The sequence below is a fragment of the Actinotignum timonense genome, from assembly GCF_002860685.3.
GTDB lineage: Bacteria > Actinomycetota > Actinomycetes > Actinomycetales > Actinomycetaceae > Actinotignum > Actinotignum timonense.
In genome coordinates, this window is record NZ_CP136960.1 from 1228485 (window position 1) to 1243264 (window position 14780).

Annotated in this window: 8 protein-coding genes; 6 read left to right on the forward strand and 2 right to left on the reverse strand. The window is 64.6% G+C overall.

Annotated elements, in window-relative coordinates:
- The first annotated feature begins 13 nt into the window (after positions 1–13).
- Positions 14–1267, forward strand: a complete 1254-nt coding sequence (locus CYJ17_RS05090; RefSeq protein ID WP_234984527.1) for an MFS transporter — start codon at positions 14–16, stop codon at positions 1265–1267.
- Positions 1268–1442: 175 nt separating this feature from the next.
- On the opposite strand, the gene CYJ17_RS05095 is transcribed toward CYJ17_RS05090, so the two are convergent.
- Complete coding sequence (locus CYJ17_RS05095) at positions 1443–3101, reverse strand: SulP family inorganic anion transporter (RefSeq protein ID WP_101595174.1); 1659 nt, start codon at positions 3099–3101, stop codon at positions 1443–1445.
- Between the two features lie 242 nt (positions 3102–3343).
- Here CYJ17_RS05095 and CYJ17_RS05100 point away from each other — a divergent pair, with 242 nt between their 5' ends.
- From CYJ17_RS05100 to CYJ17_RS05120, 5 genes are all read left to right on the forward strand, one after another.
- Positions 3344–4696, forward strand: coding sequence for an MFS transporter (locus tag CYJ17_RS05100; RefSeq protein WP_087071053.1), 1353 nt, complete (start codon positions 3344–3346; stop codon positions 4694–4696).
- 237 nt (positions 4697–4933) lie between these two features.
- Positions 4934–6790 (forward strand): hypothetical protein, encoded by a 1857-nt coding sequence (locus CYJ17_RS05105; protein WP_087071052.1) that lies wholly within the window; start codon positions 4934–4936, stop codon positions 6788–6790.
- Between the two features lie 232 nt (positions 6791–7022).
- A complete protein-coding gene (malQ, locus tag CYJ17_RS05110; RefSeq protein WP_087071051.1) occupies positions 7023–9179 on the forward strand; it encodes a 4-alpha-glucanotransferase in 2157 nt (718 codons plus the stop codon).
- 267 nt (positions 9180–9446) lie between these two features.
- Positions 9447–10766: a sugar porter family MFS transporter gene (locus CYJ17_RS05115; protein WP_026428475.1), complete on the forward strand. Its 1320-nt coding sequence runs from the start codon at positions 9447–9449 to the stop codon at positions 10764–10766.
- 154 nt (positions 10767–10920) lie between these two features.
- Positions 10921–13410, forward strand: coding sequence for a LacI family DNA-binding transcriptional regulator (locus tag CYJ17_RS05120; protein WP_101657594.1), 2490 nt, complete (start codon positions 10921–10923; stop codon positions 13408–13410).
- A gap of 130 nt (positions 13411–13540) precedes the next feature.
- On the opposite strand, the gene CYJ17_RS05125 is transcribed toward CYJ17_RS05120, so the two are convergent.
- On the reverse strand, positions 13541–14698 hold the full coding sequence (locus CYJ17_RS05125; protein ID WP_143231895.1) for a hypothetical protein: 1158 nt from the start codon (positions 14696–14698) through the stop codon (positions 13541–13543).
- Between the last annotated feature and the right edge of the window lie 82 nt (positions 14699–14780).

Below are 14780 nucleotides of genomic sequence, written 5' to 3' on the forward strand. Positions count from 1 at the left end.
AAAAGGAAGCGCTATGACCGACGCGAATACTCACCCGCAACCGGCAGCGGAACCGGAATTGGAGCCTGGCTCGACAAAGGGCCAGATTCCTGGCCTGTTCCCACTATTTCTCACCGTGTTACTGGCCTATATGGGCCAGATGATTCTCAACCCGATTATTGCCCCGCTCTCGCGCGAAATCGGCCTGCAAGAATGGCATATCGGGGCGACGATCTCCCTGGCGGCCATCGTGCTCTCGCTTAGCTCAACCACGTGGGGGAGGGTCTCCTTGCGGCGGGGCACCCGCCCCATCCTGGTGACCGGCATGCTCGGCGCGGCCACCGCGCTCGCGGCCTTCGCGGTAGTGGCCTGGTTTGGCTTGCAAGGAGCGTTGGTTGGGAGCGCCCTGGTGATCGGGGTGGTGTTCACCCGGGGCCTGCTGTACGGCGGATCCATTGCCGCCATCACGCCCGCCGCCCAGACCTACATCATCACCCACACCTACAGTGAGGCGCAGCGAGTCAAAGGCGTGGGCATGCTGGGCGCCGCGCAAGGATTCGCCACCATCCTCGGTGCGCTGGTGGGTGGGAGCCTGGCGGCCCTCGGCGGATTTATGCTGCCGCTGGTGGTCATGCCGCTCATGATTTTGGCCGGGGTTGTAGTGCTGCTGGTGACCTTCAAACCCACCCGGGGTGAAAAGCGGGTGGAGAAGCCCGCTAAAGTCAGCTACTTCGACCCGCGAGCATTCGCCTTCCTAGCCTGCGGCTTCCTCATGTTCACCGTATTTTCCACCCTGACCACCGTGTTCGGCTTCCTGCTCCAAGACGCATTGGGGCTGGAAGCGGCGGCCACCGCCGGATTTACGGCCTTGTGCATGTCCATTATGGGAGTGGTCATGATCATCGCCCAGGCCGCGCTGGCACCGCGGCTCGGCTGGAACGCGGTGCAGCTCTTCCGCCGCGGCCTGGTGATCTTCTTCGTGGCGGTGGCCCTGCTGCTCTACCCGAGCCACCTGTGGATTTTCGTGCTGGCCTGCGTGCTGGCGGGGCTCGGCTCCGGTTTAGCGATGCCGGGCTATAACACCGCGCCCACCCTGAAGATGGAGCCGCATGAGCAAGGCGGCATGGCCGGGCTCATCAATGCCAATAACGGCATGGCCTATGTGCTGGCCCCCGTTGCGTCCACGGCGCTCTATGGGATCGCACCGTGGCTACCGATTGCAGTATGCGTGGTGCTGCTGGCATTGGGCATTCTCATGAGTGCGGTGCATCCCTCATTTAGGCGGTAGCGGGGGAGGCGGCGTCGTCGTACCTATTTCGCACGCGCGCGAAAAGGCGACAAGGTATGGTTCGCGGGGTGGTGAGAAAAAACGTCTCCCCTGGGACACTTCTACGAGAGGTGCGGGGAGTCCTGTCACCGGGAACGGTACCAGAAAATGTGCGGGACCGGTAGATGATGGGGACTTACGTTTCTTCGACCGCGCGGAAACGGCCGGTGGCGGTGGAGCTGCCATTCGCGGCCACGATGCGGCGGGCCTGCGCCATCGCGCCGTCCATATCCGTGAAAAGATAATCGCCGATGCTGAGTTGGCCCAGTTCCATGCGCTGGGCCATCTCCTGCACCTGCTTGGGGAGGCCCTTGACCAGCACGGTATTGCCGGCATCGACCAGGCGGTCCACCACCTGCGCCAGGGCTCGCACCCCGGTGGCGTCCACGATTCCGACGCGGGAGAGGCGCAAAATTACCACGTCCACGCCCGCCAGGCGCGGGATTTCGCGCTCGATGCGGTCGCCCACGCCGAAGAACATGGTGCCGTCTACCCGCAAAATAGCAATTTTCGGATCGGAGGGGAGATCCTCGCGGAAAATACCCGAACGGTTCGCCATGCGCCGCAACACCAGAATCCCGGAAATAATAATTCCCACGGTGATCGCCCAAATAATATCCAGACCCACCGTAATAATCGCCGTGATCACGAAAACGGAAGCATCCGAGCGGTTGGAACGCATCACCTGGCGCACCGTATCCGGATTAATCATGCGGTAGCAGGTCACCACCAGCACGCCGGCAAGAACCGAGAGCGGGATAGCAGAGACCGCGGCGGAGACCAGGTAGACCACCGCGATGAGAACCAGGGAATGGATGAGGGCGGCCAGGCGCGAACGCCCACCCGAACGCACATTCACGGCGTTGCGGACGATCGCGCCGGTGGCGGGCATGCCGCCGAAAAGCCCGCAGCCCACCGACGCCAGGCCCTGGCCCACCAGCTCCCGATCCGGAGAATAGCTGCCGCCGCGCACCATCCCCGCCGCGATCCGCGCGGAGATGAGCGACTCGATACCCGCCAGGGCCGCCACCGCGAGCGCGCCCGGCGCCAGGGCGCTGAGGAGGCTTATGGAGATTTCGGGGACGACCTGTGCGGGGAGAGTGGAGGGGATGGTGCCGATGGTGGGCACCGTGAGGCCGGCGGCCCAGGCGGCCAAGCTTACCACCAGTACCGCGATGAGAGATCCGGGGAGCTTCTTCGAGATTTTCGTGCACGCCGCGATAATGACGATGGCGGCCAGGCAGAGCAGCCCCGTGGTGAGCACCGTTGCGGGAGTTATGCGGGTGAGGGCTTCGAAGTCGGCCGGCAGGGTGCTCAGGCCGGCGCGCGTCTCCACGCCGATAATATTCGGGACCTGCTGGAAGAAAAGAATGGCGGCGATGCCCACCGTGAAACCTTCGATCACCGGCCAGGGAATGAGGGAGACGGCGCGCCCCAGGCCCAACACCCCGGCCAGGAGGATGAGGCCTCCCGCCATGAGGCACAGGAGCGGCACCACTCGCGCACCGTGCGCGGCGACGATGGGTGCCAAGATGACCGCCATGGCGCCGGTGGGCCCGGAGATCTGGTAATTGGAGCCGCCGAAGATTGCCGCGATAATTCCCGCAACGATGGCGGTAATGAGGCCGGCCTCCGCGCTCAGGCCGCTGGAAATAGCGAAAGCTAGGGCGAGGGGGAGGGCTACGATTCCCACCGTGACCCCCGCAGCGATATCTTGGCGCCAATATTTTTTGGTGGCGCGTAGGTCATCGGTGCAGGGCAGTAGGGAACGCAGATGCGTGATAAAAGCGGGCACAGAAACCTTTCACAATCTCAGCATCTGAACAGGCCATATCGCGCATACGTGGAGAGTGTGGCGCTCGAATAGTGTTGTTTCGCACCGGATCGCGCTGTTTTATAGCGGTGGCGTCAAGATGCGTGCTTGGTCGAACGAAGCCACCATAGCATATGTGTCCATATTTTGAGACGGGCCTTGTGGCGAGATCTTGTGGCGGCTTCGGTATTTCTTGGGACTTCCGGCCCGGCTACAGTTAGACCATGAAAAAACGAAGCGCCGGGCTGGTGATCGCTATTGCCGTCATTATCCTCGAACTTATCGGGGGAATGCAGACCTACCTCAACCAGCTGATTTTGCCGATCCTGGCCAAAGACCTGCACGCGCAAAACCTCTACGGCGTGATTATGGGAGTATCCGCGATTGCTTCCATGGCGGGGCTGCCCATCGGTGCGGCGCTCATGAATCGGATGCGGCTGCCGCGCCTCCTCATGGGCGCCACCGTGTTCCTGGTGCTGGGTGCGTGCACCAGCGCTGCGGCGCCCCATATCTCGGTCTATCTTCTCGGTGCGGTGATCCGGGGGCTGGCCGGTTCCACCCTGGCCATGACTTCCATCGGCGCGGTAGCGCTGGGGCTATCCGGGCGTGCCCGGCGCCTCACCCTAGCTTTTTCCTCCGCCAGCTGGGTGGTCTCCTCCGTGGTAGGCCCGGCCTATGCGGCGTGGGCAACGCACCTGCTCTCCTGGCGCTGGGCCATGCTCCTCTACCTCCCGCTACTTCTGATAGCCCGCTTCGTTATCGCCCTCAATCTTCAAACCGAAGGGGAACGCAAAGAATCACCCTTCTCCTATACCGCGCTCCTCCTCATCGTGGCGGGCGTGGGAATAACAATTATTCCGGCATCCGGCCCGCTCAAGATCGTGCTCATGGTCATCGGGGTGGCCGTGCTGGGCCGCGTGGCCGTGCTCCTCATGCCGCAGGGCACCTTCACTCAAAAAACACCCCGCCGCGCCGCACTGGCCGGCATGCTCTTCCTGACCGGCGGCTATTTTGCGGGAAATGAACTCGTTTCCCTCACCGCGCACGACCTCTACCAGGCCGGCCCGGACGCCCTGGGCATCATCATTATGGGCGGCGGGCTCGGCTGGGCCGTTGTGGGCGTGGTCTGCGGTATCAAACCGGCCGCGTCTCGGCGCGGATATCAGCTCCGTGTTATTTTCGGCCTCGGTTTCATCGCGCTCGCGGCGCTCTTCTTCGCGGCGTGGATTTTCTTCGGGTGGCGCCCGGTATCAGCTACGCCTGTCTTCTGCATCGCGTGGACCCTTGCCGGGATCGGCATAGGCATCGCCTACCTGGACACCCTCAATATTTTCTTCGACGACCCGGATGAACCCGACGGCATCACCATCGAGGAGATGGCCAGCTCTGCGGTGATCGTGGAATCCCTCGCATCCACGATGTTTATCCCGCTGACCACCTCCATCGTGGCCCTGGCTTTCGTATCGGGAGATGGCATTTCTGCGCTGCCCTACGGGATAACCTGGCTGCTTATCGCGGGTGCAACGATTATTTCCTTTATCTACCTTCGGCACGCCTACCCTGCGCGCACGGTTTAGGCATGCTTGCGGGGCGTAGGCCCACCTGCGCGACGTAGACCCGCCCGTACGATGTAGGCTCGTCCGCACGGCCGTAGGGCGCCGTGTGCGATTTTTCGCAGGCATAGATTTTCGCACCGAAATAATTTGATGTTTTAGATATGCAGTTCCGCATAGATTTTGCGCCGGAATTCCCCACAAGTTGTGAATAATTAGTTAAGATGGAGGAAAGTTTAGTCGTCTCTGAAAGGGCAGAGCATGTCTATCCTGAGAGCTTTTTCGCGCCACACACGCACCGCCGGAGCTGCTATTGCGGCGCTCGCCGTTATCGGGGCAGGCTCGGTTGCCGCACTGGCACAACAACCGGCAAGTTTCGCCACCGATTCCAACTCCATTATTACCGCGAAGCACGTTTTCGATAACCCCGGGTCCTGCCCGGCGGATGCTCCGCGCGGACGAACAGAAATCTGGAAAAACACCCGAACCGCATCCGGTTGGGAAACAACAAAAATAGGGACGGTCGGAAATATCGTCGAAGCGATGGTCTACAACCCCGCCGACGGCAATATTTACGCCGCAACCGGATATTCGAAAGGGCAGGGGGATTGCGCCCCGGAGATCGCGAATTATTCCTTCATCAAAATAGCGAAAGACCCCGCTTTGGCCGCGGAAAACCAGGTGGTTACCACCCGCCTGGGCGCTATGCCCCACGGCGACCAGGTGCTTGACGCAGCCCTGGTGCCCGTCCAGGGCCAACCGAATTATGTTTTCATCAAGGAACGCTCCGATATGGTGACGGCGCGGCCGCTTACCGACATCATCACTCCCGCATGGGGCGGCACCCATTTCACCAACAGCGGCGAATTCGCCGGGGAAAGCTCGCATTCGGCCGCGCAGGGAATGCTCTACCAGGACGGAACATATTGGGCCATGCGCTCAAACAGCCTGGTGCGCGCGAAAACCGGAGACACCATCACCGCCCAGGGAATTAAGATGCCGGGCTTAGTGGAGGCCAGCACGGTACAGGTGCACGAATTGCATAAAGCGGAGCTGCACGACGACGCCTATTCCACGCCGAGCAGCTCGCTCGAAAATGAGAATCTCCAATTCGTCAGCGGCATGATGATCCGTCCAGGATTATTTGGCTTCACCGAATATCAGAGCGGCGAATTCTGGCAGGTGGCCGTCGATAATTATGACGCCGCCAGTGACACCACCGCCTACGGGGATACGGGGCGGCTCTTCACCATGTACCGCGGCACCCCGAAATTGAATGCTCCGGAGTTCGCGGTTATTGGGACTCCGCTCAGCGGCGCGACCGACGTAGCGACAGGCGTGAGCATGGTGGCGCCCGCCGCTCCCACCAACGTTGCGGCGGAAACCGAACAAGAATTTGAATTCGTGGCCAGCAATCCAGGAAATTATATTTCCGGGGAGTGGGCCGCGGAGAACCTGCCGCTTACCGGCGGCACCTATGCCGACGGCACGCCCGCCACGTGGCAGATTATCGGACTCTCGGACATTGTGGAGACCGACCGCGATAGCGCAGTCGGAGCGGCGAAAGCTGGCCAATACACGGCAGTGACTCCCCGCACCTCCTGCACTGTCACGGATGGCGCCGCTGGCGCGCAGCTTTCCTGCCGGGGCACCCACGTGACTCCCGGAGCGAAGGTGAAGGTGCGCGTGAAAGTGAAGGCCGTGGCGCCTCCCGCTCCGCCCGCGCCGGAGCCGACAGTGGAGCCAACTACGCCGGAACCCACGGTGGAGCCGGAACCAACGGCGCCAGAGCCGACGTCGCCCGCACCAGTCCCGACGGTGGAGCCCGAGCCAACGGTCGAACCCACCATTGACCCGACCACCCCAGCCCCGGAACCGACAACGGGGCCAAGCACGTCGCCTGCACCAGTCCCAACGGCGGAGCCAACCACGCCCGCACCAGTCCCGACATCCGGCCCGACAACCCCTGCGCCGCGGCCAACTCGCCCCGCCGTTCCCGGCACACGCCTCCCGGCTACCGGCGCGGGCGGAATGGCGATGCTCGGCCTGATTGCCGGCGGTGCATTGGCGGCCGGTCTGGTGCTTCGGGTACGCCGGAATACCCGCGTGAATTCCTAGACTGACGCTGCCCGGCCGGGCACCAGCGGTGCCCTGCTACGCGCCAACGGTGCCCGGCCCGGGGCCAACGGCGCATGGCAGGGTGCCCGCGCCAGCTGCGCCGTCGTCGTCGCACCATCCCCACCACGGCGCCAAATTCCACGGAAAGGCAACGGAGCAGATATTCTAGTAACCGGGCTCGCCACCGGAGGCGAGCAACCGGGGACACACGGGGAGACACAAGGAGGGAACCATGGCGGGTTCACCACCGCAAGATATGCTCAACCGCATCGCTGATGCATACGGAGTGGCAACGCATTATTGGAGTTTCGCGGGCGAATACGTGACGGTGGATGCCGATACGCTCGTCGCGGTGCTCGCGGCCATGGGGATTGATACCTCCACTCCGGAAGCGGCGCAGGCGGCGCTGGACACGGTCGATAGCCGCGAATGGCGCCACGTGTTGCCCGCCACCACGGTGGTGCGCGAAGGCAATGAGCAGATCATCCGCGTGCATGTGCCCCACGGTGCCGCCGTGGCCCTCACCTACGAACTGGAAGACGGCGCGGAACTACCCGCCGTGCAGTCCGAAGATTTTGAACTCCCGCGCCTTATCGACGGTGCCATGATTGGCCGCGCCGCCTTCATCATCCCGGGTAACCTGCCGCTCGGCTACCATACGGTGCGCGCCAAGGTCACCCCGCCAGCCGCGGGGGAGGAGGCCGCCACCTGGCATAGCGGCGCGCTCATCGTGGTACCCGCGCGCCTACCCGCCCCGGCAGAAAAAGGCGTGGCCGGCTGGGGCGTCATGAGCCAGCTCTACTCGGTGCGCTCGCGTGACTCTTGGGGCACGGGGGACACCGCGGACCTGGCCGAACTCGGCTCGCTCTTCGGCGGGCTGGGGGCGCAATTTGTGCTCATTAACCCGCTGCACGCCGCCGAACCGTGCGGGCAGCTCACGAACTCGCCGTATTTGCCGACGTCGCGCCGCTTCTTCAACCCCCTCTACATCCGCCCGGAGGACATCCGCGAAGTGGCCTATATGGACTCCGGCAAGCGCTCCATGGTCACGTGGGCGGGGCAGGCGCCTAAGGAATCCTCGCTGCACAATACTCTGCTGGATCGCAGCGCCTGCTGGGAAGCCAAACGCAGCGCCCTCGAAGTGATTTACCGCGAACCGCGCAGCCACGCCCGCCAGGCCGATTTCGACGCGTTCCGCGCGGCTGAGGGGCAGGGCCTGGAAGATTTCGCGTTCTGGTGCGCGATGTTTGAGCGCTACGGCAAGCACTTCCCGGTTGAATGCGAGCGCCCCGACACCTTGGCCTCGCGCCGCGAACGCACGGAGCTGAGCGAACGCATCGATTTCTACTGCTGGTGCCAGTGGGTCATGGACCAGCAGCTGGAAGCCGCCCAGAAAGTGGCGCGCGATGCCGGCATGGGCATCGGCGTGGTGCACGACCTCGCGGTGGGGGTGCAGGCCTGCGGCGCGGACGCTTGGGCCAACCCGGATGCCTTCGCCAGCGGCGTGAGCGTGGGCTCCCCGCCCGATATGTACAACCAGCTCGGCCAAGACTGGTCCCCGCCGCCCTTCAACCCGGTGGAGCTCGACCGCCAGCACTACGCACCGGTGCGCGATATGGCCCGCACCGTCATGCGCCATGCCGGGGCGCTGCGCATCGACCACGTGATGGGATTCTTCCGGCTGTGGTGGATCCCGGCGGGCAATAAGCCGGTGGACGGCACCTACGTGTACTACAACCACGAAGCCCTCATCGGCGTGCTCATGCTGGAAGCGGCGCGCTCAGGCACCTTCCTCATCGGGGAAGACCTGGGCAACGTGGAGCCCTGGGTGCGTGATTTCCTGACCGAACGGGGCATTTTCGGCACCTCCGTTATGCTCTTCGAAAAGGAAGGGGAAGCTTTCCGCGCCCCCGAACACTACCGCAGCGCCTCCCTGGTCACGGTGGACACCCACGACCTGCCCCCGCTGGCCGGCTACCTGGCCGGCGAACACGTGGACCTGCGCGCCTCCCTGGATATCCTGGTGGAGCCCGTGGAGCAGGTGCGTGAAGAAGCCCGCCGCGAGCGCAGCGTGCTTATTGACACCCTGTGCGGCTGCGGGTTGTTGGAGAGCCACGATCCCACCGAACGCGAGCTCATCGAGGCGATGCACTGCTATATTGCCCGCACCCCCGCCCAGCTCCAGGCCATTGCTCTGGTGGACGCGGTGGGCGAGCGGCGCACCCAAAACCAGCCCGGCACCGATACCGAATACCCGAATTGGAAGATCCCGCTGGCCGACGGCACCGAGAAGGTGGTCCTCACCGAGGACCTGGGCGAGCACCCCCGGCTGCGTTCCCTCATCGCCGCGTACACGGCGGAATACGAGCGCTGCCACCCGCGCGGCTAAGGCAGCTCAGGCACAGTAGCGGTTCGCGACTGTCTTAAAAGGTACGACGACGCAGCTAGGCCCGTCTCCTAAAATTTGCGCAAATTTTAGGAGACGGGCCTATCTCACGCCAGCACTTCTTCTTAGAGTGAATGCACCGGCCGGTCTGCCCCTTTCCTGAGCTGGAAACGGGGCACGGGGTAAGGAGCACGGGGCGCAACGGAAGCGCACCGTTCCCGCCCTCGCAGCACCAGCCACGAACAGCATTCTCAACGGTGAGGAGAGAACATGAAAAAACACCTCGTACCATTTTCGGCCACCGCCGCATCACTCGGTGGCTTCCTCTTCGGTTTCGACACCGCGGTGATTTCCGGAACCACAGCAGCCCTTCAAGACAAATGGGACCTGAGCGCCGGGCAGCTGGGCTTCACGGTCTCCTGCGCCCTCATCGGCACCATTATCGGGGCGCTCTTCGGTGGCATCCCGGCCGATAAATGGGGCCGGCGCCCCGTCCTCAAAGGCGTGGCCGCCCTCTACCTCATCACCTCTGTATGCGTGGCGGTAGCCAATAGCTGGGTCTTCTTCCTCATCTTCCGCATGCTCGGCGGGATCGCGGTGGGGGCCTCCTCGGTAATCGCCCCGCTCTATACGGCGGAGATATCGCCTGCCGCACGGCGCGGAAAACTGGTGGCCACGGTGCAGCTCAATATCGTGATCGGCATTGTGGTGTCCTACTTCTCCAATTACATTATCGTCAAAATGATGCCGGTGGAGCTGGGCTGGCGCTGGATGCTCGGCATCCAGGCGGTGCCTTCCCTCATCTTCCTCGCGGTGTGCTACTTCATTCCGGAAAGCCCGCGCTGGCTCTACACCCGCGGGCGCGATAGCGAATCGCTGCGCGTCATGGAAGACCTGTGGGGCAAGAACGAAGCCGCGCAGGTCATGGCAAATATGCATAACGCCGCCCCGCACGCCGCGGCAACGGAGCCCTTCTTCTCCAAGCGCACCGCCCGCCCCATCACCATGGCGATCCTCATCGCCTTCTTCTCCCAATTCGCGGGCACCAACGCGGTGCTCTACTACGCACCGTCCCTGCTCCAGTCCGCCGGCATCGCCGGCGACGCCGCCTTCGCCTCCTCCATCCTGGTGGGCCTGACCAACCTGGCCTTCACCCTGCTGGGGCGCTCCCTCGTGGACAAGGTGGGGCGCCGCCCGCTGGTGACCCTGGGCGCCGGTATCGACCTGGTGGCGCTGCTGGCCATCGCCGGAATCTTCTATTTCAACGGCTCGGAGCTGTCCACCACCACCGGCATTATTGTGCTGGTTCTCATCATCGTGTTCATCGCGGCGCTCGCGGTGGGTATCGGTTCGGTGCTGTGGGTCTTCATCTCGGAGATTTTCCCGCCGGCCCACCGCGCCAACGGTCAGGCCGTCGGTTCGGCCGCCCACTGGGTGTCCGCCGCGATCATCTCCGGCACCTTCCCGGTGATGTTCCAAGCCTCGATGACCTTCACCTTCCTCTTCTACGCTGCGTGCATGCTCGGCGCGGTCATCTGGTCGCGGACTATGATGCCGGAGACGAAGGGAACTCTTCTCGAGGACGTGTAGCCCGGGCGGCGCCCATGGCGCGCCCACGGTGCGGCGCACCGTGCGCCCCGCGCCTGGTACGGTGCCCACGCACCGTCAAGGTGGCGCACCGACCGGCGGGCGCGGCCCGCGTAGCGGGCCGCCGGCGTCGTCGTAAAAGAAAGAAGGAGGAACAATGGCGGGCGTAGGGATGAAAGACGTGGCGAGCCGCGCCGGGGTGTCCATCACCACGGTGTCCCACGTGCTCAACGGGACCCGGCGGGTGGCTGAATCCACCCGGATGCGGGTGCTGGAGGCGGCAGCGGAACTGGGCTACTCCAGCCCGCGCACCGTCCGCTCCCTACGTGCCGGGGCTTCACCCGGAATCGCCATTGTGGGAACCCTGCTCGGCAACGCCGGGGGCACGGCGGTGGCCCTGGAGCTGGCCCGCCAGGCTACCGATGCCGGCCTGGTGCCCTTCCTGCTGGATACCGGTGCGAATGTGCATACCGAAGAAGCGGCGCTCAGCGCCCTCATCGCGCACCGTCTGGACGCGGTCATCATCAGCCCCGTGCCCGGATGGCGCCGGCACTCGCTGCCGCGGCTGCGCCGCCACGCCATCCCCTTCGCGGTGGTCAACGGGAATGACCCCGCCGTGGTGGCCCCGCAGGTGAGCACCGACTACCAGCAGGGGATCCGCGATATCACCGCACACCTCCTCGACCACGGGGTGCGCTACCCGGTGCTCTTCTACCCGGACCGGCGCATCGCCAACGGCTCGCAGCATATGCGCGGCTTCGAGGAAGCCCTGGTGGAACGGGGCCACCGGGTGACCCGCCACCAGCTGGTGGGCGCCCATTCCTCCCCGCGGGCGGTGCGCCGCCAGATCGCCCAGGTGCTTGACTCCTGCGCCCATATTGACGCCCTGGTGCTGGGCAACTCGGCCATGTGCGTGCCCGCCATGGCGGAGATACGGCGCCGCGGCCTGGTGCCGGGCCGTGATATTCGCCTGGCCGTTTTCGATGATTCCCACCTGCCCGAAGCCCAATCATTCCTGCGCGCCGTTGACCCGGTAGAAGCGGTTGCCGAGCGCGCCATTACCGAAATCACCCGCCTGCTCGGTGATCCGGATGCCGCCGCGGAGCGGCACCGTACCCGACTGGTGCCCTGCACCGTCATCACCGGGCCGAGCTGCGGCTGCCCCACGGCGCCGCAGGAAAGCTCAACGGCGGGAACTGACCAACATCGGCTCTACGCCGCAGCCCACGGGCGCCGTCACGCCGGCTGGGTACCCGACCGTGCCCTCCTCAACGATGAGGGACACAGCCGCTCCCCGCTGGCCGCCACGCCGCCCCCAACCCCCTCAACAAAGGAGGCACTCATGACACAGCTCGACCACTTCCCCGACCGTTTCTTCCCCGCCCTGCACGTGCGCCCGAACTTCGGGTGGGTCAACGACCCCAATGGCATCCACAAGGTGGGCGATACCTGGCACATGTTCTACCAGTACAACCCCAAGGCGCCCTGGCATGACCACATCCACTGGGGGCATGCCACCTCCACGGACCTCGTCAATTGGACGGCGCAGCCCATCGCCCTCAAACCGCGCCCCGGGCAGCCCGATTCGGCCGGCTGCTGGTCCGGCGTGGGCACCGTGCACGAGGGAGTATCCTCGCTGCTCTACACCGCCGTCACCCGCGGGGACGGCCCTTCCGTGACGGTCCTGGCGGAGGAAAACGCCGATAGGAGTGGCTGGGAGCCCACCGGCGTCGTCGCCACCATGCCGCCCATCGAAAACGTGCGCGCCATGCGCGACCCCTTCATTTTCGAGGTGGAGGGCCGCACGTATGCCATCCACGGCGGCGGCTTCGAGGACGGCACCCCCGTGATCTTCCTTTACGAGTGCTCCGATTGGCGCAACTGGCGCTACCTGGACACCCTCCTGGTGGGCGACGACCCGCTTGCCTCCATCTACGCCCCGGCCTCCATCTGGGAATGCCCCCAGCTCATCCAGGTGGGGGAGGCGTGGGTGCTCATCGTCTCCCAGTGGGTGGAAGCGGAAACGCTGATGGATCACCTCACCGGGGTGGCCTACCTGGTGGGCGATCTCGATATGAGCGCCGGGTACCCCCGTTTCGTGCCCCGTGCCGGCGGTGAATTCGACGCCGGGCCCGACTTCTACGCGCCTCAGTGCGTGGTGGACGGGGAGCGCGTGCTCGCCTGGGGCTGGACCTGGGAAGGCTCCGACCGCACCGACGCCGATATCGACGCCTCGGGCTACAACGGTGCGCTGACCTACCCGCGCCAGGTGCGTATTTCCGACGGGCGCGTGTGGACCGAGCCGGCTCCCGAAATCTTCGCGCTGCGCGAAGGCGAGGGCACCGTGGTCACCGAACTGCCCGAGCTGCACTCCTTCTCCCTGGACCTGGCGGGCAGCGGCACCATCTCCCTGCGCGATTCGGAAACGAACGAGGTGCTCTTCACCGCCGCCGTGAACGCGCCGGCCTCCCTGTGGATGGACGGCTCCCTGGTGGAACTCTTCCAGGAAGGCACCACCTCCTTCACCCAGCGCATTTACCCGCGCGGGCAGGTGCGGATGGAGGTGAGCGGGGAGCTCACCGTCACCTGCTATCGCCTCTCCGCTTTTAACGACGACGGCGCCCGGCTCCCGCGTGCCTTGCGTTAAGGGGCGGCGCGGCACCGTGTCATAAAAGTAGTAGCGCGCACTAAGTGAAGCGGCGGATACCGGTGGGTATCCGCCGCTTCGGCCTGTATGCGAGGAATGTAGCTTTCCTGCTAGACGTTGGGACTGGTGCCTAGTTGCGCGCCCGCCGGATTGCCAGCGCCCCGCCCGCTCCGAGGAGCACCGTTGCCGCGCCAATGGCACTGCCCAGCTCCGCACCCGAGTGGGCCAGTTGCGGCTTGGCTGCGTTGGCCTTGGGTGTTGCTGTTGCGGTGGGAGCCGTGGCTACGGCGGGCGTATTTGTTGCCGCGGGGGCGGCGGTTGCCGGGGCGGCAGGAGCAGAGGGCGCAGCCGGAGCACCGGTGATAGCCGGAGTTGCCACGGGGCCGGCTGGCGGCGTCGTCGTAACACCTGGCGTGGAAGGCTGCGCCGGCTGCGCGGGAAGCGGGCGGGCAAGAACCTCATTCAACTCTGCGATCTTCTTCTCGAGCGCCGCGACGCGCTCGGTGAGCGTAGCCACGCGGGCCTGCGCCGCCTCGAGCGACTTCGCCTTCTCGGCGACCTCGGCGCGCGCCGGTGCGGCCGCGGCCTCCGCATCCTTGATCTGCTGGGCGAGCTCGGCCTCCATAGCCGGGCACTGCGCCTGCGCCCCGCGCAGCTCTTCGATCAGCGGCTTGAGCGTATAAATCTGGGTATTGAGCTGCTGCTGTTGGGTGCGCAGCTGCTCGAGCTTCTTCTCCAGCGCGTCAATCTGCGCGCTGATTTCCGTCACATCCGCGCCGGCCTGCTGCATCTGCGTGCGCTTGACCACCAGCGCATTTTTCTCATCAATCGTGGCGTATTCAGTTTCCTGAACTTCCTTGAGCGTGGCCTGGAGCTGCGCCAGTTTCTTCTCTTGGCTAGCAATGGCGGGGCCGATCTTGCCGCACTCGGTGCTCAATTCCTGCTGCTGCGCACGCAGCGGAGCGAGGGGAGCTTCCTGATACGCGAGGCGCTGGCGCGCGGCGGCAAGGTCTTCTTCAAGGCTCGGAACCTTCGCCTTTTCAGCGGCCAGATCAGCGGTGACCCGAGCCAGTTCCGCTTCCGCGGTGGCCTTCTCCTCAGCGGCCTTATCCCTGTTCGTATCCGCACCGGCGCGGGAAAGATTACTCGTCAGGCTGGTGGATGTGGCCGGGGCACCGAGCGCCGCGGCTGGAATGAACATGGCGGTGGCTGCGGCGGCGGCAACGGCCAGGTAACTCGGGTGCTTCATCGGGGTGTCTTCCTCTTCTTTGAATATGACGGTTTGCACCACAAGTTTATAGCGAAGTAATAAAAGGATATTAGGAAATGTGATGATAAAAATATCCAGGATAGTTTCAGTTTTGGGGTAG